At 67.2% G+C, this 19,420-nt stretch carries 20 protein-coding genes; 3 read left to right on the top strand and 17 right to left on the bottom strand.

Annotated elements, in window-relative coordinates; translation table 11 throughout:
* Positions 1–17: 17 nt before the first annotated feature.
* The 17 genes from BLQ28_RS08310 to fliE all read right to left on the bottom strand — a co-directional run bounded on the left by BLQ28_RS08310 (position 18) and on the right by fliE (position 15,605).
* Positions 18–1,103 (bottom strand): protein-glutamate methylesterase/protein-glutamine glutaminase, encoded by a 1,086-nt coding sequence (locus BLQ28_RS08310; protein ID WP_093238304.1) that lies wholly within the window; start codon positions 1,101–1,103, stop codon positions 18–20.
* The gene (gene cheD, locus BLQ28_RS08305) at positions 1,100–1,771 is read right to left on the bottom strand and encodes a chemoreceptor glutamine deamidase CheD (protein ID WP_256327223.1); all 672 of its coding nucleotides are present in this window, start codon (positions 1,769–1,771) and stop codon (positions 1,100–1,102) included. The genes BLQ28_RS08310 and cheD overlap by 4 nt, the downstream gene beginning before the upstream one ends.
* On the bottom strand, positions 1,768–2,634 hold the full coding sequence (locus BLQ28_RS08300; protein ID WP_093238303.1) for a CheR family methyltransferase: 867 nt from the start codon (positions 2,632–2,634) through the stop codon (positions 1,768–1,770). The genes cheD and BLQ28_RS08300 overlap by 4 nt, the downstream gene beginning before the upstream one ends.
* An 81-nt stretch (positions 2,635–2,715) precedes the next feature.
* A complete protein-coding gene (locus BLQ28_RS08295; RefSeq protein WP_093238302.1) occupies positions 2,716–4,053 on the bottom strand; it encodes an EAL and HDOD domain-containing protein in 1,338 nt (445 codons plus the stop codon).
* Between the two features lie 22 nt (positions 4,054–4,075).
* Positions 4,076–6,151 (bottom strand): chemotaxis protein CheA, encoded by a 2,076-nt coding sequence (cheA, locus tag BLQ28_RS08290; RefSeq protein WP_093238301.1) that lies wholly within the window; start codon positions 6,149–6,151, stop codon positions 4,076–4,078.
* 51 nt (positions 6,152–6,202) lie between these two features.
* The gene (gene motB / locus BLQ28_RS08285) at positions 6,203–7,159 is read right to left on the bottom strand and encodes a flagellar motor protein MotB (protein ID WP_093238299.1); all 957 of its coding nucleotides are present in this window, start codon (positions 7,157–7,159) and stop codon (positions 6,203–6,205) included.
* Positions 7,160–7,184: 25 nt separating this feature from the next.
* Positions 7,185–8,045, bottom strand: coding sequence for a flagellar motor stator protein MotA (gene motA, locus BLQ28_RS08280; RefSeq protein WP_093238298.1), 861 nt, complete (start codon positions 8,043–8,045; stop codon positions 7,185–7,187).
* A 63-nt stretch (positions 8,046–8,108) separates the two neighbouring features.
* The gene (gene flhC / locus BLQ28_RS08275) at positions 8,109–8,699 is read right to left on the bottom strand and encodes a flagellar transcriptional regulator FlhC (protein ID WP_093238296.1); all 591 of its coding nucleotides are present in this window, start codon (positions 8,697–8,699) and stop codon (positions 8,109–8,111) included.
* On the bottom strand, positions 8,696–9,082 hold the full coding sequence (gene flhD / locus BLQ28_RS08270) for a flagellar transcriptional regulator FlhD (RefSeq protein WP_256327221.1): 387 nt from the start codon (positions 9,080–9,082) through the stop codon (positions 8,696–8,698). The genes flhC and flhD overlap by 4 nt, the downstream gene beginning before the upstream one ends.
* Positions 9,083–9,406: 324 nt before the next feature.
* Positions 9,407–9,733, bottom strand: coding sequence for an EscU/YscU/HrcU family type III secretion system export apparatus switch protein (locus BLQ28_RS08265; protein ID WP_093238295.1), 327 nt, complete (start codon positions 9,731–9,733; stop codon positions 9,407–9,409).
* Positions 9,730–11,028 (bottom strand): flagellar hook-length control protein FliK, encoded by a 1,299-nt coding sequence (locus BLQ28_RS08260; RefSeq protein WP_093238293.1) that lies wholly within the window; start codon positions 11,026–11,028, stop codon positions 9,730–9,732. The genes BLQ28_RS08265 and BLQ28_RS08260 overlap by 4 nt, the downstream gene beginning before the upstream one ends.
* 23 nt (positions 11,029–11,051) lie before the next feature.
* Positions 11,052–11,384, bottom strand: coding sequence for a flagellar protein FliT (locus BLQ28_RS08255; protein WP_093238292.1), 333 nt, complete (start codon positions 11,382–11,384; stop codon positions 11,052–11,054).
* Positions 11,385–11,413: 29 nt separating this feature from the next.
* Complete coding sequence (gene fliS / locus BLQ28_RS08250) at positions 11,414–11,833, bottom strand: flagellar export chaperone FliS (RefSeq protein WP_093238290.1); 420 nt, start codon at positions 11,831–11,833, stop codon at positions 11,414–11,416.
* A 21-nt stretch (positions 11,834–11,854) separates the two neighbouring features.
* A complete protein-coding gene (gene fliD, locus BLQ28_RS08245) occupies positions 11,855–13,306 on the bottom strand; it encodes a flagellar filament capping protein FliD (protein WP_093238288.1) in 1,452 nt (483 codons plus the stop codon).
* Between the two features lie 51 nt (positions 13,307–13,357).
* Positions 13,358–13,708: a flagellar protein FlaG gene (locus tag BLQ28_RS08240; protein WP_176801050.1), complete on the bottom strand. Its 351-nt coding sequence runs from the start codon at positions 13,706–13,708 to the stop codon at positions 13,358–13,360.
* A gap of 164 nt (positions 13,709–13,872) precedes the next feature.
* Complete coding sequence (locus tag BLQ28_RS08235) at positions 13,873–15,111, bottom strand: FliC/FljB family flagellin (RefSeq protein WP_093238286.1); 1,239 nt, start codon at positions 15,109–15,111, stop codon at positions 13,873–13,875.
* Between the two features lie 176 nt (positions 15,112–15,287).
* A complete protein-coding gene (fliE, locus tag BLQ28_RS08230) occupies positions 15,288–15,605 on the bottom strand; it encodes a flagellar hook-basal body complex protein FliE (RefSeq protein WP_093238285.1) in 318 nt (105 codons plus the stop codon).
* Positions 15,606–15,903: 298 nt separating this feature from the next.
* On the opposite strand from fliE, the gene fliF reads away from it, so the two are divergent.
* From fliF to fliH, 3 genes are read left to right on the top strand one after another with little or no spacing between them, the layout of a single operon-like run.
* The gene (gene fliF, locus BLQ28_RS08225) at positions 15,904–17,637 is read left to right on the top strand and encodes a flagellar basal-body MS-ring/collar protein FliF (RefSeq protein ID WP_093238283.1); all 1,734 of its coding nucleotides are present in this window, start codon (positions 15,904–15,906) and stop codon (positions 17,635–17,637) included.
* On the top strand, positions 17,630–18,628 hold the full coding sequence (gene fliG / locus BLQ28_RS08220) for a flagellar motor switch protein FliG (RefSeq protein ID WP_093238282.1): 999 nt from the start codon (positions 17,630–17,632) through the stop codon (positions 18,626–18,628). Before fliF ends, fliG begins: the two co-directional genes overlap by 8 nt.
* Positions 18,615–19,418: a flagellar assembly protein FliH gene (fliH, locus tag BLQ28_RS08215; RefSeq protein ID WP_093238281.1), complete on the top strand. Its 804-nt coding sequence runs from the start codon at positions 18,615–18,617 to the stop codon at positions 19,416–19,418. The genes fliG and fliH overlap by 14 nt, the downstream gene beginning before the upstream one ends.
* The last annotated feature ends 2 nt before the right edge of the window (positions 19,419–19,420 follow it).

The raw sequence follows: 19,420 nt of genomic DNA, 5'->3' as shown, positions 1-19,420 counted from the left end.
CTCCAACAGGTCGTTTTTCAAACTCGGTTCGTGCGTTCGCCGAACGTACGAAGGTGCGCCAGAACCCGGCGACTGACTTCACTCAACGGGGACACGTCGTCCACCGCGCCCAGCGCGATGGCCTCGCGCGGCATGCCGAACACCACGCAGCTGGCCTCGTCCTGCGCCAGCGTGTGGGCACCCGCGCGCTTCATGCGCAGCAGGCCCTCGGCACCGTCCTTGCCCATGCCGGTCAGGATGATCCCGATGGCGTTCTTGCCGGCATGCTTGGCGGCCGAATCGAACAGCACGTCGATCGAGGGCCGGTGCCGGTTGACGGGCGGCTCCTGGTCCAGGTGCGCCACGTAGTTGGCGCCGCTGCGGCCCAGCGACAGATGAAAGCCGCCGGGCGCGATGTAGGCATGGCCGGGCAGCACGCGCTCGCCGTGCACGGCCTCTTTCACGTTGATGCGGCACAGGCCGTCCAGCCGCTGCGCGAAGGAGCGCGTGAAGCCGGCGGGCATGTGCTGCGCGATCAGCACCGCGGGCGAGTCGGGCGGCAGTGGCTGCAGCACTTCGCGGATGGCCTCGGTGCCGCCGGTCGACGCGCCGATGATGATGAGCTTCTCGGTACTCAGCAGCGGGCTGCGCAGCAACGACTCCTGCGGCACGTCGGTGCTGGCGCGGGCCGCTGCGGCATGGCGGCTGGGCAGCAGGCGCGCGCTGGCGGCCGTGCGGATCTTGCCGGCGATCAGCTCGGTGTAGTTGAGCAGGCCGTCGCGCACGCCCAGGCGCGGCTTGGTCACGAAGTCGATGGCGCCCAGCTCGAGCGCGCGCAGCGCGATCTCCGAGCCGCGCTCGGTCAGCGAAGACACCATGACCACGGGCATCGGCCGCAGGCGCATGAGTTTTTCGAGAAACTCGAGCCCGTCCATGCGCGGCATTTCGACGTCCAGCGTCAGCACGTCGGGGTTCGTGACCTTGATGAGGTCGCGCGCCACCAACGGGTCGGCGGCGGTGCCGACCACGGTCATGTCGGCCTGGCTGTTGATGATCTCGGTCATCACGCTGCGGATCAGTGCCGAATCGTCGACACACAGCACCTTGATTTTTTTGACGCTCACCGGCTTCCTTTGTTTCCTGCCGCCGGCACCGTGCGGGCCGCGGCGGCATTGCCTGTTGTTGTTCTTTCCATGTCGCCCGGCACGCGCTGGCCCGATAGCCTGCGCAGCAGCTCGCCTTCTTCGCGCTGGATCAGCTGCACCTCGGTCTGCGCGCGCAGCTTGCGCACGATGGCCTTGCCGGTGGCCGGCAGGAAGCACACGCGGCGCGCATGCGGGCCGCGCAGGTCTTGCGCGGCCACCTCGATGCGCTCGGCGTTCAGGTAGCGCAGCACGAAGTCGGCATTGCGGTCGCCGATGTTCAGCGTGGTCATGTTGGCCAGCACCGCGCCGCCGCCGAACACCTTGGCGCGCAGCCGGTCGCGCCGCGCGCCCGCACGCACCAGCTCGCGGATCAGCACGTCCATGGCGTAGGTGCCGTAGCGCATCGACTCGGCCGGGTCGCGCGTGCCGGGCTCGCTGTCGTCGGGCAGCATGAAGTGGTTCATGCCGGCCACGCCGGCGTCGGCATCGTGCAGGCAGGCGGCCACGCACGAGCCGAGCACGGTGCTCAGCACGGTGTCGTTCGCGGTCACGTAGTACTCCGACGGCAGCAGCTTGACGGCCATGAGGCCGACGTCGCGGTCGAAGTAGTGGTGGCTGGCCACCGAGCCGGGTGCCGCCGCGCTCATGGCACACCCGGGGCGCGCGTGCGCGAGAGCTCATACACCGTCTGGCCGAGCGACCTGAAGGCCTGGTTGACCAGCGAGGCGTTCTCGGAATGCCCCGCGAACAGCAGGCCGTTCGGCTTGAGCAGCGGCGCAAAGCGGTCGAGCACCTTCTTTTGCGTCGGCTTGTCGAAATAGATCATCACGTTGCGGCAGAAGATCGCGTCGACGGGCTCCTTCACCGGCCACGAGGTGTCGAGCAGGTTGAGCCGCGAGAACTTGACGAGCGCGGCCACCTCGGGCCGCACGCGCACCTTGCCGGCGTTGGCGCCCGTGCCCTTGTTGAAGAAGCGCCGCAGCCGCTCGGGCGACAGGCGCGCCACCTGCTCGGTGGTGAACACGCCGGTCGAGGCCTTGGCCAGCACGGCGGTGTCGATGTCGGTGGCGATCACGCGGGCCGAACCCGCGCGCTCGCCGAGCGCTTCCATCAACGTGATGGCAATCGAATAGGGCTCCTCCCCCGTCGAGGCGGCCGCGCACCACACGGTGACCGGCTGCGGCATCTTGCGCACGTGCGCGGCCAGCGCCGGAAAGTGATGCGCCTCGCGAAAGAACGAGGTCAGGTTGGTGGTGAGCGAGTTGATGAACAACTGCCACTCCTCGCCGTCGTGGCTGGCTTCGAGCAGGTCCAGATAGGTGGAGAACTCCGGGAGCTGAAGCTCGCGCAGGCGACGCGAGAGCCGGCTGTACACCATCTGCCGCTTCTGCTCGCCCAGGGCGATGCCGGCACGGCGATGGATGAGGGTCCGGATTCTGGAGAAGTCGTTGTCGGTAAAAAGGAACTCGGTAGTCACAGCCAGCCTGGAAGCATGACTTTCAATGTACATAGCGGGCGCCGTTTCCAATGGGCCGATCAGACGCGCGAAAGCCCTGCACTTCCGGTGCCACCGGGCGGCCCAGCGCGTTGCTCATGCAGGCGGGCCCGCCGCGGCCGGCCCCGCGTCCAGCGACCACACGAGGGCCGCGAGCTGCGCCGCATTGACCTGCGACGCACTGAGGAACAGCGCCTCCGACAGGCGCGCCGCGCGGCCGTCGTCCAGCTCGCAGCTTTCGGCCAGCGCCACGAAAGGGCCATAAAGGCCGCTGCGCGACAGGATCGCCTGCTGCACCGCCTCGGTGAGCTGCACCCTGCGCAGCACGCCTTCCATCGACACACCCAGCAACTGGTCGAGCAGCGAGAACATGCCCGCCACGAACAGGTTGTCGGCCTCGCTGGCCGGCAGCATGCCCTGCCCGATCAGCTCGACGAAGCGGCCACGCAGGATGGCCTTCTTCATCATGAAAGGCGAGCTGGCCTTGTTGCTGGTGGCCAGCAGCAGCGACAGCCAGCGGTACAGCGGCGAGTAGCCGAGCATGGCCACCGCATGCCGCAGCGAATGGATCTCCACCGCCATGCCGACCGAAGGCGAATTGATGTAGCGCAGCAGGCGGTAGGTGAGCGCGGCGTCGTGCTTGAGGGCGCTTTCGATGGCGCGCACGTCTTCGTTGCGCTGGATCATCTGCATCAGCTTGACGATCAGCAGCGACTCGGGCTGCAGCGCTTCCTCGGCCTCCTTCACCGGCGGATTGCGGAAAGCGCCGTCGACGAAGACATGCACGCGGCGCGCGGCGCAGGCGTCGAACTCCTGCCAGGTGTCCACGCGCGGCGCGATCAGCTCGATGGCCGGCTGGCCTGGCTGGCCCGGTTGTGCCTCTTTCTGCAGCCGCTCCACCAGCGCCACGTCGCCCACGTTCACCTCGACGTGCGTGACGATGGCGCGCAGCTCGGCGTCGTCCGGCAGCGCGGGCGCGCCGCACAGCATGAAGCCGAAGCCCTGCTCGCGCAGGAACAGCAGGATGGAGCGCATGTCCGCGTCCATCAGGTCGTCGGCGCCCATGCACAGCACCACGTTCTGCGGCGGCAGCGATTGCAGCTCGCTCTGGAACAGCGCGTCGACCGTCACGTCGACGAACAGCATCTGCGGCCCGAGCAGCCATCCGGCGCCTTCGGGGTTCAGGTGCAGGGCCAGCGTGTCCATGAGCGCCTTGACGCCCGCGCCCGCATGCGCGCCCGGCGCCTCGCCCGCCGCGCGCCATGCCATCCGGTAGCCGGTGACGCGGCGCTGCCCGTCGAGCAGCATCGCGTAGGCCACGTGGCCGTTGGCACCCGCATCGGCCGGAGGACGCGAGGCGGCCTCGCCGGTGCCCGCCCCATCGGCGGGCGATGCGTCCCCGGACCCGGAGCGTCGGAAGAAATCGAACCTCATGCGGCGGTCTCCGTCGACGTGCTCACAGGGCGACGGTGTCCGTTCTCCGGGCGGCACCCGCCAGGGCGGCCGCGCTGGCGGCCTGCGCGCGCTGGATGCGCGGCATCGCGCCCACGTCGATGATGAAGGCCACGCTGCCGTCGCCCAGGATGGTCGCGGCCGAGATGCCCGGCACCTTGCGGTAGTTGGTCTCCAGGTTCTTCACCACCACCTGGTGCTGTCCGAGCAGTTCGTCGACCAGCAGCGCGAAGCGGCTGTCGTCGGCCTGCACGATCACCAGGATGCCCTGCGTGGGGTGCGTCTGCGCGCCGGCCACGTCGAACACGCGGTGCAGCTCGATCAGCGGCAGGTACTCGCCGCGCACGCGGATCACATGGCCGTCGGCGGTGATCGAATGCAGGTGCTCGGGCAACGGCTGCAGCGACTCGATGACATAGCTCAGCGGCAGGATGTAGGCCTCGTCGCCCACCTTGACCGACATGCCGTTCAGGATGGCCAGCGTGAGCGGCAGCACGATGCGCGTGGTGGTGCCCTGCCCGCCACGCGAGTGGATCTCGACGTGGCCGCCCATCTCCTGGATGTTGCGCTTGACCACGTCCATGCCGACGCCGCGGCCCGAGATGTCGGTGATCTGCTCGGCGGTGGAAAAGCCGGGCGCGAAAATCAGTTGCCACACCTCTTCGTCGGGCATGGTCTCGCTGACCGGCAGGCCTTGCTGCATGGCCTTGGCGAGGATGCGCTCGCGGTTCAGGCCCGCGCCGTCGTCGCTGACCTCGATCACGATGTTGCCGCCGTGGTGCTGCGCCGACAGCAGCAACTGGCCGGTGGCGTCCTTGCCCTTGGCCAGGCGCACTTCGGGCGTCTCGATGCCGTGGTCGAGGCTGTTGCGCACCAGGTGCGTGAGCGGATCGACGATGCGCTCGATCAGGCCCTTGTCGAGTTCGGTCTCCTTGCCGTAGGTGTCCAGGCGCACCTGCTTGCCCAGCTTGGCGCTGACGTCGCGGATCACGCGCGGGAAGCGGCTGAACACGTAGTCCATCGGCATCATGCGGATGGACATCACCGATTCCTGCAGGTCGCGCGCATTGCGCTCCAGGTGGCCCAGGCCGCTCAGGAAGCGCTCGTAGGCCACCGGGTCGAGCATGGTCGCGGCCTGCGTGAGCATCGACTGGGTGATGACGAGTTCGCCCACGAGGTTGATGAGCTGGTCGACCTTCTCGACGTCGACGCGGATGGAGCTGGATTCCTTGGCGCCGGGCGCTGCTGCGGCGGCCGCCGGTGCGGCCACGGCGGCTGCCTGCACGGGGGCGGCTGCGAGCGTCGGCTTGGCGGGTTCCTCGACAACCACTTCGGGTGCGGGCGCCGCTGCAGGCACTTCGGCCGCCTCTGCGCCGGCAGCTTCGCGCGTGATGTCGATCTGCGATTCGTCGATGACGAAGCAGCACACGGCGACGATGTCGTCGGGGTCGCAGGTGGTTTCGAGCATCACCGTGAACTGGTCGTTGCTGCGCGTGCGCGACAGCACCTTGCCCAGGTTGGCCAGCTCGCCGGCGAGCAGCTCGCATTCGCTGTCGGACAGCCGCGCGAAGCGGATGCGCAGCACGCCGTCGCCACCGGCTGCCGCTGGCGCTTCGGCCACGACCGGTGCCGCCACGGGTGCGGGCGCCGGGGCAGGCACTGGCGCAGCTGCTGCGGCGGCCGCGCCGTCCGCACCGCTTTCCAGCGCGAGTTGCTGAAGCACGCCACAGATGTGCGCGACCATTTCAGGGTCCGGCTCCTTGCCGGCCTGGTAGGCGGTGAGTTGTTCTTGCAAGGCGTCCTTCGTTTCCAGAAAGGCATCGATCATCGAACCGTTCAGGCGCAGCTGCCCGTGGCGGGCCCTGTCCAGAAGCGTTTCGAGCACGTGCGTGGTGTTGGTCAAGGCGGTGAAACCGAACGTCGCCGCGCCACCCTTGATGGAGTGCGCCGCGCGGAAGATGGCGTTGAGCTGCTCGCTGTCCGGCGCCTCGACGTCGAGGTCCAGCAGCAGCTGCTCCATCTCCGCGAGAAGCTCGATGGCTTCGACGAAGAAGGCCTGGGTGAATTGACTGAGGTCCATCTGGTTGCTCCGGGGCCTGCGCGCTGTGGCCGGCCGCTTGGTTTGTCGTTGTTATTCCGTCGCGGTGGTCGCCTTGGGCGGCACCGGCTTCGCGGCTTCGGCGGTGGTGGCGGTGACAGCGGCGCGAGCACCGGCGTTGGCGGCCGGCTGCAGCCCGCCGACGCGCGTGACGTCGCCGTCGTTGCTGTTCTCGCGCTCGATGCGCTCCTGCGTGCGATGGTTCAGCAGGATGATGCTGATGCGGCGGTTGATGGGGTTGCGCGGATCGGCGCGGTCCAGGTGCATGCTGTCGGCCAGGCCGATCACGCGCAGCACCTTGTCTTCGGTCATGCCGCCGATCACCAGCTCGCGCCGCGAGGCATTGGCCCGGTCGGCCGACAGCTCCCAGTTGCCGTAGGAACGGTCGTTGGTATAGACGATGGCGTCGGTATGGCCCGACAGCGTGATCTTGTTCGGCAGCCCGTTGAGTGCGGGCGCCAGCTCGCGCAGGATGGCGCGCATGTGCGGCACCACGCGCGCACTGGCCAGCTCGAACATCGGGCGGTTCTCGCTGTCCACGATCTGCAGGCGCAGGCCCTCGGTGGTGATGTCGATCAAGATCTGCGAGCGGAACTGCTGGAACACCGGGCTCTTCTCGATCAGCTCGTCCAGCTTCTTCTTCATCTCGGCCAGGCGGCTGGCGTCGGCCTCGTCTTCGCTCGCGGTTTCGGTGTGCTTGACCTCGCCTTCGACGTGCATCACGTCGGCGCCGCCGCCGGGGATCATGCTGGTGCTGAGGCTGCTTCTTTCGCCGCCGGCCATCGCCACGCGCAGCGGCATGCGGAAGTGCTCGGCGATGCCCTCGCGCTGCTTGGGGCTCGAAATCGAGAGCAGCCACATGACGAGAAAGAACGCCATCATGGCCGTCATGAAGTCGGCATAGGCGATCTTCCAGCCGCCGCCGTGATGCGCGCCGCCGCCCGCTTTGTGGACGTGCTTGATGATGATCCGGGGCTTCGCTTCGCTCATGGCCGCTGGTCTTCGCGTCTGCGCATCAGCGCGCCTTGACTTCCCGGACGTGGTCGTCCAGCTCGGTGAACGACGGGCGCTCGGTCGAGAACAGCACCTTGCGGCCGAACTCCACGGCCAGTTGCGGCGCATAGCCGTTCAGGCTAGCGAGCAGCGTGACCTTGGCGCACTGGTAGATCTTCATGCCCTCCTCGACCTTCTGCTCGATCAGCGAGGCCAGCGGCGAGACGAAGCCATAGGCCAGCAGCACGCCCAGGAAGGTGCCGACCATGGCGTGCGCGATCAGCGCACCCATCTCGGAAGGCGGCAGGTTGGCCGAGGCCAGTGCATGCACCACGCCCATCACGGCCGCGACGATGCCCAGCGCGGGCAAGGCATCGCCCACGCGCGAGAGGCTGTGGCCGGGCACGGCGGCTTCGTGGCGGATGGTCTCGATCTCGTGGTCCATCAGGGCCTCGATCTCGTGCGCGTCGGTGTTGCCGCTGATGACCAGGCGCAGGTAGTCGCACAGGAAGACGGTGATGCCCTCGTGCGCCATGATGTTCGGGTAGCGCTGGAAGATCTCGCTCTGGGCCGGGTCCTCGACGTCGGACTCCAGCTTCATCATGCCCTCCTTGCGGGCCTTCGCGAGCAGCTCGTAGAGCAGCGCCAGCAGGTCCATGTAGAGCTGGCGGTTGTGCTTGGAAGAGCGCAGCAGCAGCGGCAGTTCCTTGATGGTCGCCTTGATGGTCTTGCCGTTGTTGCCCGCGATGAACGCACCGAGCGCGGAGCCGCCGATCATGAGCAACTCCACCGGCTGGAACAGGACGCCGAAGTGCCCGCCCATGAGGCCGTAGCCACCAAAGACCGCACCGATCACCACGAGATATCCAACCAGAACCAGCACGCGCTTCCCCTATGCCCTGAGGCTTCAAATCAAAAACCCCGCACCGGGTGGCGGGGCGCTTACCTAGACAGCAGCGCCGCCGATGTCCAGCACCGGAGCCACGGCAATCAAGCCGCCCCGGCGCACTTCCACGACCTTGGGCTTGCGCGCCTTGCCCGCGCGCGAGGGCGGACGGCAGAGCACGCACACATAACCGTTCTTGTTGTCGTGCGCGTGGGCCACGAAGTGGCCGCCGCACCGGCTGCAGGTGCTCAGTTGCAGCATGTCGCTGTCGAAGAACCGCACCATGGTCTCGGCGCGCGTGAAGTCGAGCACGACCTCGCCGCCCTGCGATTCGACCTGCTCCGAATAGAGGCGATAGGCCTTGATGAGCGCGGGCAACTCGCTCTCGTCGGCCTCATCGAGCATGAAGCGGTAGATGTTGTAGAACATCGACGAGTGGATGTTGGCCAGCCACGTCATGTACCAGTCGGTGGAAAACGGCAACAGGCCCTTGGGCGGCGAGACGCCCTTGAGTTCCTTGTACAGGCGGATCAGGCGTTCGCGGCTCAGCTTGACCGCGGCCTCCAGAAACTGCAGGCGGGCACCCAGCCCGATCAGTTCGACGGCAAGCTGGACCTGCCGGACTTCGCCCAAAACGCTTTTGCGTGTCATGCGGCCGCCGCACCTGCTTCGCGTATCTGCGACTGGCCCTGCGCCTGGCGCGCCGTCATCAGGATCGACATGTGCGCCTGCTGCAGCGCGGGCTCCTTGCCCTCGCCGACCACCGCGAACATCGGGCGATCGTCCAGCCGGAAGCTGCACAACAGGAAGTTGGAAGCGGCCAGCTTCACGATCTGGCTGAGCGACATGTTCGCCAGCAGATCGGCGAGCTCGCGCCCCACGCCGAGCCGGAACATGGCCTCGGCCCGGTCCTGTTTCACCAGCTTCTGGGCAAGCAGCATATAGGCCAGATTAATCTCGCCGATTTCCCTCGAAATCACGCCGCTTGCGTTGACATTGCAATTTTCCATGCTCATTTCCATTTCCGATTCCATGTCCACTCCGCGTTTCAATCAATCGTGTATACATTATATACACAAAGTTTTACACTTTGAAGACTTTGTCATGCTATCGGCAAAAAAAACGTAGGATGAATCCGACACTGAGAATGCTTCTCTCCTATGAGAGCGCCATCCGAAGCCCGATACGAACGGGTCCTGTCCGCGAAATTAGTTGTTACAGATAACCTTCTCGGACGAGGAATTTATTCATCGCCAAATTTGAATTGATAAAGACTATTAACCCTTTTTACAACTCGATCAATGCGAATTGATTCAGCCTTCCGATGATTCATTACTTCGAATAGAACCACAGGTTATTTAATACGCCGTCTGGCCCGTACCGAACGCCGGCGAGATCCCGGCCTTTTCTTCCAGCCCATAGATCCACGCCATCACTTCGGCAACCGCCCGGTAGAGCTGCGGCGGGATCTGCCGGTCCAGGTCCACCTGCATCAACAGCTTCACGAGGTCGGCGGACGCGTGCACATAAAGCCCGTTCTCGCGCGCCTCGCGCATGATCGATTCGGCGACCACGCCGTAGCCCTTGGCCACGACCACCGGTGCCTTGGTCTTGTCCGCATACGAAAGCGCGACGGCGCTGTGCCGGTTGTCGAGGGCATCGCGTGTGTCAGGTGCGTGGTTCATGCGTGCGCCTTCGCGGTGACCTGCACCTGCTGCAACTGAAGGCCGGCCGCCTCGAAGCGCTGCGCCAGTTGCCGGGCATCGCCGCGCATGCGGGCCATGGTGCTGGCCTCGCTCGCCGACAGATGCGCCTGCACGGTCGGGCCGCTGAGGTTCAAGCGCAGGTCGACTTCACCCAGCCGCGGCAGCACGAGCGACACCGTGGTCGACCAGCGGCGCTGGCCTTCTTCGTCGATGCCCGCATCGGACTTCGCCTGTTGTTGCTGCTGTTCTTCTTCGACCGACCACGTCATCGGCACATCGGGCCAGGCATGGCCGCTCCAGCGGAAAGCCGCGCTGGCCAGCAGGTCGAGTTGCTGGTGCACGAGCGTGACGGCCTGCGGGTGAATCACCTCGCCTCGCGTCGCCTGTACGGTGGCGGCGCTGTCGGCGACACGGGCTGCCTCGCCCGCCTTGTGGGCCGGCATCGCATCGACCGTGTTGGCCATCGACATGGTTTCGGGTTGGCGATAGGCCGCTTGCACACGCGCCGCCTCGGGCGAAGAAACCCGCTCGGTTTTCGGCGCGGCACTTGCGGATGCCGATCCGGCATTGCCCTGCACGGAGACATCGCCCGACACACCGCGCGGCGCGTTCGCATTCGCCGCACGCGTCGCCGGACTTGCATCGCCATCGTCCGACGCCGATGCAAGCGATTGCTGCTGCACAGCGCCAGCCTGCAACGCATCCATCAACACACCCGACCCGAGCGCCTGCGCCATCGCTTGCGGCACCGCGCCCGCAACCTGCGGCAGCGCAACAGGTACCGCCCAGCGCGCCTGCGGCTCGCGTGTCATCTGCGCCATGCTGCGCGTGCCCGCCGCGAACTCCGCGAGGTGCGACTCATAGAAGAGTCCGCTGTCCGACACCGTCTGCGCGAGCGCGCCCGCCAACACCGACGCACTCGCAGGTTGCCGCGAAGGCCACAGCGGCGCCGCGCCACGCACCGGCCCCGGCTCCGCCTGCAGATCGGCCAGCACCGCGCCGATCACCCGGGCCGCCACCGACAACTGCGTCGCCACCGAAGGCGGTGCACCCGCACCGCCTTGCGCCGCGCCGGCACCGCCGGACACCGCACCCGGTATCTGCCGGTCAAGCGCCGCGTTGGACGGCAGCCGCACATCGTTGGCGATCCTGCCGATGCCGGCCGCCGCGCCGGGCGCGCCGATGGTGGCCTCGGGCTTGATGCCCAGCACGTCGAGCCGCGGCGTGAGCCTTGCGGCCAGCAGCGCATCGATCAGTCCGGCAAGTCCACTCATGGTCGCGGCATCCGGTGGGTCGGTCAGTGCGTCGGCCCGTAGGCCTTGCCCAGGTTCTTCTGCTGGCTCAGGTGTCCCATCCGGCTCAGGAGGTCGTCAAGCTGCGGCTTGATGAGCCCCGACACCTCGGCCTGCTCCGTGCGAATGCGGTCGAGCAGGTGCAGCACCGTCTCGACCTGCGCGGCATCGAGCGTCTCCGTCGGCTCGATGACCCGCAACCTGTCGACGATGGCCGAGCACCGGGACTCGAGCCCCGGGAGCTGACCCCATTCTTTCGCGTGCGCCAGCACCAGCATCAGCGAGACGCTGGAGGCAAGCTCCTCGTAGCAATGAACGACCTCACTCCGGACTGTCATTTTTTCCTGTCTTCAATAGCGGCCGCGCGTCAGCCGCGAACCCGGCCGTCGATCTCCCGCCATGCGGAAGCAATGTTCTCGAGCAACGCGTCGGCTTCGTCCAGCGCCTGCACGTCGTTGTGCAGGTTGGCGCGAAACAGCCGCTGGACGATGTAGTCGTACAGCGCCGACAGGTTGCCCACGAGTTCGGCGCCGGCATCGCCGGCCGCCGTGGCGTCGAGCGCGGCCTTCAGGCCGCTGTCCACGATGCCGATCGCCTTCGAGATCGCGTTGCCCTTGGCCTCGATCTCGCCGGCCGCCATGTGATGCCGCGCCATGCCGATGGCGGTCTTTGCGCCATCGAACAGCATGACGATGAGCTGGTGCGGCGATGCGCTCATCACGCTGGTCTCGACGCCGACGCGTGCATACGCGCCGGCACCGGTGCGAAGGTTGTGAGGTGTGTACATCGACGGCTCCGGTCCCCTGGCTTACTTGCCCTTGTTCGACGTCAGCGCGTTGAACTGCGTCGTGAGGTAGCTCAGCGTGTTGTTCATGCCGCTGATCACCACGTCCAGCTGGTTGAACTGCTTGCGGTAGCGCTCGACGGTGGAATCCACGTGCTCCTTCATCGCGGTGTACTGGCTGTCGAGCTGCTTGAGCGTGGTGGTCACGCCGTCCGACGCCGTCTTGAGCGCGCCGCCGATCGATGTGAGGTCGGTGATCACCGCCGTCAGCTGCTTGCCATAGCCGGCCTTGCTGTCGATCCCCGTCGCGAAGAGCCGCGTGACGCCGTCCAGGTTGGTGTTGATCGCCGCGTCGAGCTTCTTCTGGTCGATCGACAGCGTGCCGTCTTTCTGCAGCGACACGCCGATCTCCGTCAGCACCTTCAGCTGCTTCGGGCCGGTGTCCTGCGGCGACACGATGGTCTGGCGCACGCGGCTGAGCAGGTTGCGCAGGGTCGAGTCGCCGGTCAGCGGCGAGGCGGTGTTGGTGTCCTTGTTGTAGGCCGTCAGCGCGCCCGCGGTGCTCTGCAGGGTGTTGTAGGCCTTCACGAAATCGCTGATGGCCGTGCTCACGTTCGCGGTGTCCGGCAGCGCCGTCACGACGCTGTCGCCGCGCTTGAGCAAGTTGAGGGTCGTGCCCTGGATGGCTTCCTTGACGGTGTTGCTCGCGCTGGTCACGGCAATGCCGTTGACGGTGAGCTTGGCGTCTTGCCCCGCCACGGTCTGGCGCAGGTTCTGCGTGCCGGCCGGGTCGTTGCCCAGCAGGTTCTGCAGCGCCGCGTCGCCGGTCACCGAGACGCGCATGGTCGACTGCTCGCCGGACTGCGCCGAGACCAGCACCAGCCGGTTGGGCGTGCCGCTGCCGTCGTTCACGATGCTGGCCTTCACGCCGGCCTTCGAGTTGTTGATCGCGTCGCGGATGCCTTCGAGCGTGTTGTTGCCCGCGCCGATGGAAATGGGCACCGCCGTGCGCGTGGTGTCCTGCGTGAAGGTCGCGCCGGTGTAGGTGCCGGTCGCGGGGTCCAGCGTGCCGCCGGTGATGGCGCCGAAGTCGATGCTGATGGTGCCCACGCCGATGGGGGTGTCCGCCTTGGCCAGGCCGCCCGAGACCAGCGACTGCGCTTGCGCGAGCTTGTCGACGTTGATGTTGTAGGTGCCGGCCGAGGCCTTGTCGGTGCTGCTCGCGGTCAGCACGTCGGTGGGCGTGGCCGTGGTCTTCACGCCGGCGAAGAAGGCCGGGTCGCTCAGCTTCTTGGCGGCGGCCTGCAGGCCGTTGAGCGCGCTCTGGATCTGGCCGTAGCCCGACAGCTTGCTCGTGAAGCTGGTCTGGCGTTGCTGCAGCAGTGCCAGCGGCTGGCTTTCCACCGACTGGAGCTTGGTGAGCAAGGTGTTCAGGTCGAGATTAGCGCCGACACCCAGGCTGCTGATCGTTGGCATGTTGGTTTCCTGTTCAATTCAAAAAATTTGGTTCTTCAACAAAGAAGCGCTTCAGGCCCCGTGGCTCACCAGGAGCCCCGATGTCTGGCCGAAGACCTTCGCGATGCGGACCACTTCCTCGGACGGGATCTGCCGGATCACTTCGCCGCTGGCCCGGTCGACCACCTTCACCACGAGCTTGTCGGTGTCCTTGTCGATCTCGAAGCGCAGGCCGACCGCGCGGCTTTGCAGCGATGCGTTGACTTCCTTCACCGCGTTCTCGACCTGCGTCGGCGTGGCTTCCTCCACCGCATCGGCCGGCGCATTCGCGCTGATCGACGCACGCATCGCGGCTGTCGCCTGGCCGGAGAACATCTCCGTCCACCAGGGGCCGTCCGCCGCCGGTGCCACCGGAATCGCCATGGTCCAACTCCTCTGTTGTTGTTCGCTGTCCGCTGTGGCCTGGCGCATCGGCGACAAGCCACAAGGGACAGCGCAGGCACTCCCGGGCTTTGCCCGGGCGCCTGCGCACCAACCAGCCCTTCCCCGAGGGAAGGGCCTGGCGCTTCAGCGACTGCTGCCGCGAATTACTTCAGCAGCGACAGCACGCCTTGCGTGGTCTGGTTGGCCTGGGCCAGCACCGAGGTACCGGCTTGTTGCAGGATCTGCGCGCGGGTCATGTTCGACACTTCCGTTGCGTAGTCAGCGTCTTCGATGCGCGAGCGCGAAGCCGACAGGTTGGTCACCGCGGTGCCCAGGTTGGCGATCACCGAGTCGAAACGGTTCTGCACCGCACCCAGCGAGCTGCGCAGGTTGTCGACCACCTTGAGGGCGGCGTCGATGGTGGCCAGGGGGCTGGCGGTGGAACCGACTTGCAGGCTGTTGACCGACAGCTTCGAGGTGTCGACCGTGAAGGCGGCGGTGGTGGCCAGCGTCGTGGTGTCGGCCGATGCCGGGTCCAGCGCCACGTAGCGGTACATCGTGGTGCCGTCGACGGCGCCGGTGAAGCCCTGGTTGATCAGCGACGAGGTTTCGCCGGCGCCCACGGGCTTGATCGCGACTTCGGCGAACAGGTTGCCGTTCTTGTCGGCAACGGCGTTGCCCGTCAGCTTGGCGCCACCGGCGGCCAGGCCGAGCTTGCTCGACAGGTCGTCGGTCGTCTTTTCCTTGACGGTCGTCAGCGTGACGGCGGTCGTGGCACCGTAGGCGGCCTTCAGCTGGGCAGCCGTGGGCGCATCGCCGGCACCCGAAGCCACCGTGCCGTTGAAGGCCAGGGAAGCCGTAGCGGTCGGGCCAGCGAGGTTGAAGCCTTGCATGCCGAGCGTCTTGGAGCTGATTTCCTTCAGGTTGATCTGGATGGTTTCGCCGTCGTTCGCGCCGACTTGCACCGTCAGGGGCTTGGCCGTGGAGGACAGGACCTTCACGCCGTTGAAATCGGTCTGTGCCGAGGTACGGTCGATTTCAGCGAGGCGCAGGCCGATTTCGTCCTGGATCGACTTCAGGTCCGAAGGCGAGTTCGACGTGTTGCCAGCTTGCACGGCCAGTTCGCGGATGCGCTGCAGGTTGTTGTTGACTTCGGTCAACGCGCCTTCAGTGGTTTGCGCGAGCGAGATGCCGTCGTTGGCGTTGCGCGAAGCTTGCGTCAGGCCCTTGATGTTGGCGGTGAAGCGGTTGGCGATGGCCTGGCCGGCGGCATCGTCCTTGGCGCTGTTGATGCGCAGGCCCGACGACAGGCGCTGGATCGCCGTGTTCAGCGACGACTGCGACTTCGAGAGGTTGTTCTGCGTGAGCAGCGAAAGAGAATTGGTGTTAATGACTGATGCCATTTTCGACTCCTGGTTTACGAAGGTTGTGGTAACCGGCACAAGGCCGTAACGCTGGACCCGCTCCTTGTCAGACTCAAGCCATCGTTGGTTTGGTTATCGGCCGGCGTCTTCAAACATTTAGGGCGGCGTACAAAAAAGTTCCACGTACCGCCGCCCGCACCACAACCCGCACCCCATCAAGCCTGCAGGTTCATCACTTCCTGATAGGCGCCCACCAGCCGGTTGCGCACCTGCAACCCGGTCTGGAAAGCCACGTTGGCCTTCTGCAGATCCACCATCACGTCGTTCAGCGCGACGCCGGGCTTGCCCAGCTCGAACGACTCGGCCTGCGCATAGGCCTGCTGCTGCGCGCCGCTGATGTTGGCAAGCGAGCGCTTGAGCTCGGCCGCAAAGCCGCCCGCCTCGACGGGCGAGCCGGACGCGGGCGCGATGCCGGTGGTGAGCGCGGTGGCGCGCATCTGCTGCAGGACGGATTCGATGGCGTTGATCGACATGAAGATTTCTTTTTCCGTGTGAACACTTCGCATGACTTGACATGGAGGACCCGGACCCAGGCCCTCCGGCTTGCGTGCAGCGTAACAAGGGAAGACCCCGATTCAAGCGCTCAACTGAGGGCAAAAACCCCGGCTGTTCGACCGATCGAATTCCAGGGCGACTGTTGACAATCGTTCGCGAAACGAACAGGCCGCGGACGACATCACCGGCCCCCGGAATGAACTCTCAACACCGAATCTCCTCCCCCACCATGGCGCTGGACGACTGCGGCCCGAAGGCCGCGACGAAGGTGCGCCCATGAGCACTGCAGCGCCCGCGGGCAGCCTGCCGGCGGCCAACGGCCTCCCCCCGATCCTGGACCGCATGCGCGCCCAGCCGAAGCTGCCGATGATCGTCGGCGCCGCGGCCGTGGTGGCCGCGGCGGCCGCGTTCCTGCTGTGGAGCCGCGCGCCCGACTACAAGGTGCTCTACACCAACGTGTCGGACCGCGACGGCGGCGCGATCATCGCGTCGCTGCAGCAGATGAACGTGCCCTACAAGTTCGCCGAAGGCGGCGGCGCGATCCTGATCGCGGGCGACAAGGTGGCCGAAACGCGCCTGAAGCTCGCGGCCCAGGGCCTGCCCAAGGCCGGCGGCGTCGGCTTCGAGCTGATGGACAACCAGAAGTTCGGCACCAGCCAGTTCGCCGAGCAGATCAACTACCAGCGCGGGCTCGAAGGCGAGCTGGCGCGCTCCATCGAATCCATCGGCACCATCGAGTCGGCCCGCGTGCACCTGGCGCTGCCCAAGCCCTCGCTGTTCGTGCGCGACCAGAAGAAGCCGTCGGCTTCGGTGGTGCTGAGCCTGATGCGCGGGCGCAGCATCGACGAGGGCCAGGTCAGCGCCATCGTGCACATGGTCTCCAGCAGCGTGCCCGACCTGGACGCCAAGAACGTCACCGTGGTCGACCAGCGCGGCAACCTGCTGTCGTCGGCGCGCGGCACCAACCAGGGGCTGGACGTGAGCCAGCTCAAGTACGCGCAGGAGATCGAGCAGGGCTACATCCGCCGCATCGAGGCCATCCTGCAGCCCATCGTCGGCACGGCCAATGTGCGCGCACAGGTCGCGGCCGACATCGACTTCACGGTGGTCGAGCACACCGACGAGAAGTACAAGCCCAACCAGGACCCGACGCAGTCGGCCATCCGAAGCCAGCAGACCAGCGAGTCGGCGCAGCACAACGGCGGGCCGCCCGGCGGCGTGCCGGGCGCGCTGTCGAACCAGCCGCCGGTGAACCCGAGCGCACCCATCGTCGGCCCGCGCGCGCCCAACGCGCCGGGCACGCCGCCCGCGGGAACGCCGGGCGCACCGGGAGCGCCAGGCGCGCCCGGTGCCACGACCACCGCCACGTCGGGCGCGGCATCGGGCCCGAGCAACACGCGCAAGGACGTCACCACCAACTACGAGCTGGACCGCACCATCCGCCACGTGCAGCAAGCCGCTGGCGGCGTGAAGCGCCTGTCGGTGGCCGTGGTCGTGAACAACCGCGACGTGGCCGATGCCGCGGGCAAGGTCACCAGCCGCGCGCTGACGCCGGCCGAGCTGGAGCAGATCCGCAACCTCGCGAAGGAGGCGATGGGCTTCAGCCAGGAGCGCGGCGACTCGCTCAACGTGGTCAACAGCGCCTTCGCCCGCGACGCCGAGAGCGGCCCCGCGCCCGAAGTCCCGTTCTGGCGCGACCGCGAGAACATCGAGATGGGCAAGACCCTCGGGCAGTACCTGCTGCTTGGCCTGCTGGCGCTCTTCGCCTGGCTCGCCGTGGTGCGGCCGCTGATGCGCCGCCACCTGGCCAGCGCACCGCCGCCGGCTGCCGCTCCCGCGTTCGACCCGGTCGCCGAGCCGGGCCCGGCGGGCCCGTCGCCCGCCGAGAGCCTGCGCGAGCGCGAAGCCAACCGCCAGAAGGCCGACATGGACTACGCCCACCAGGTGGCGGACAAAGACCCGAAGCTGGTCGCCACCCTGATCCAGCACTGGATGAACACCGATGAGTAGCGAACTGGGAACCCGCAAGGGCGCGATCTTGCTGATGGCGCTGGGCGAAGACCGCGCCGCCGCCGCGCTGCATCAGCTGCCCACCTCCGAGGTTCAGGCGCTGGGCCTGGCCATGTCCAAGCTCAGCTCGGTCTCCAAGGACGAGCTGGCCGCCGTGCTGGCCGAGTTCCGGCAAGAGACCGAGCAGCTCTCGGCCCTGCACCTGGGCTCGACCAGCTACATCCGCGCCGTGCTGAAGAAGGCACTGGGCGACGACCGCGCCAGCAACCTGCTCGAAGACATCCTGCAGCCCGACGAGCCACATGGCGGCATCGAGCGGCTCAATGAACTCGAGGCCGGCGAAGTGGCCGAGCTGATCCGCGACGAGCATCCGCAGATCCTTGCGACGCTGCTGGTGCACCTGGACCGCATGAAGGCATCGGAAGTGCTCGAGAAGCTGCCCGCGCGCCTGCGCCACGACGTCATCATGCGCGTGGCCACCTTCGGCGGCGTGCAGCCCTCGGCGCTGAACGAGTTGACCGACGTGCTCACCGAAATGCTCGCGGGCCAGGGCCTGCGCCGCAGCCGACTGGGCGGCGTGCGCACCGCGGCCGAGATCGTCAACCTGATGAGCACGGCGGTGGAAGAAGAAGCCATTGCCCACGTGCGCGAACAGGACGAGGCGCTGGCCCAGCGCATCGTCGACGAGATGTTCGTGTTCGAGAACCTGCTCGGCCTGGAAGACCGCAGCATCCAGCGCCTGCTCAAGGACATCGAGAGCGACTCGCTCATCATCGCGCTCAAGGGCGCGCCGATGGAGCTACGCGACAAGTTCCTCAACAACATGTCGCAGCGCGCGGCCGAGACCCTGCGCGAAGACATGGAGCTGCGCGGACCGGTGCGCGTGTCGCAGGTCGAGACCGAACAGAAGGCCATCCTGCAGGTGGCACGCCGCCTTGCCGAGGCCGGCGAAATCGTGATTGCGGCGCCTGGCACCGATGACTTCGTCTGACCCCAACGCCTTCGGCGGATCGCGCGAACGCCTCGCGGCCATCCATGCGGCGGCCAGCCAGGCCGCACCCGGAAAGTCCGGCAAGGCCGGCAAGCCCGCGCTCTCGGCCTGGGAGCGCTGGGAGATGGGCACGCTCGACGACAAGGCCGCGGCCTCCACGCTTCATGCGTCGCGCAAGGCCACCGAGCGCAACAGCACACCGGCGGCACCGCCTGCGCCGAAGGTCGACCTGGCCGACCTCGCTCGCATCCGCAAGGAAGCCCGCACCAATGGCGAAGCCGAGGGCCGCATCGCGGGCCTGGCCGAAGGCCGCAAGGTCGGCCACACCGAAGGCCTGGCCACCGGCCTCGCGGCCGCCAGCGTGCATGCCGAACGCCTGCGCGCGCTGGCCCAGTCGCTGCCCGATGCCTTGCGCCGCGCCGAAGGCGAGCTGGCCGAGGCCGTGCTCGCGCTCGCGCTCGACGTGGCGCGCCAGGTGGTGCATCGCACCCTGCAGGCCGAACCCGAATGGGTGCTGCCGCTGGTGCGCGACATGCTCAACACCGAACCCGCGCTGCGCGGCGAACCGCGCCTGCTGCTGCACCCCGACGACGTGGCGCTGGTGAAGAACAGCCTGGGCAACGAGATCGAGGCGGCCGGCTGGCAGGTGCGATCCGACGACAGCATCGAGCGCGGCGGCTGCCGCGTGCAGTCCGCCACCGGTGAACTCGACGGCAGCCTGCAGACCCGCTGGAAGCGCGTGAGCGCGGCTCTGCGCGGCGACGCCGACGGCGAGGCCGAAGCGCCCTGACC

It is taken from the genome of Variovorax sp. EL159, assembly GCF_900100965.1.
Lineage (GTDB): Bacteria > Pseudomonadota > Gammaproteobacteria > Burkholderiales > Burkholderiaceae_C > Variovorax.
This window is presented reverse-complemented; position numbering and strand designations above follow the sequence as displayed.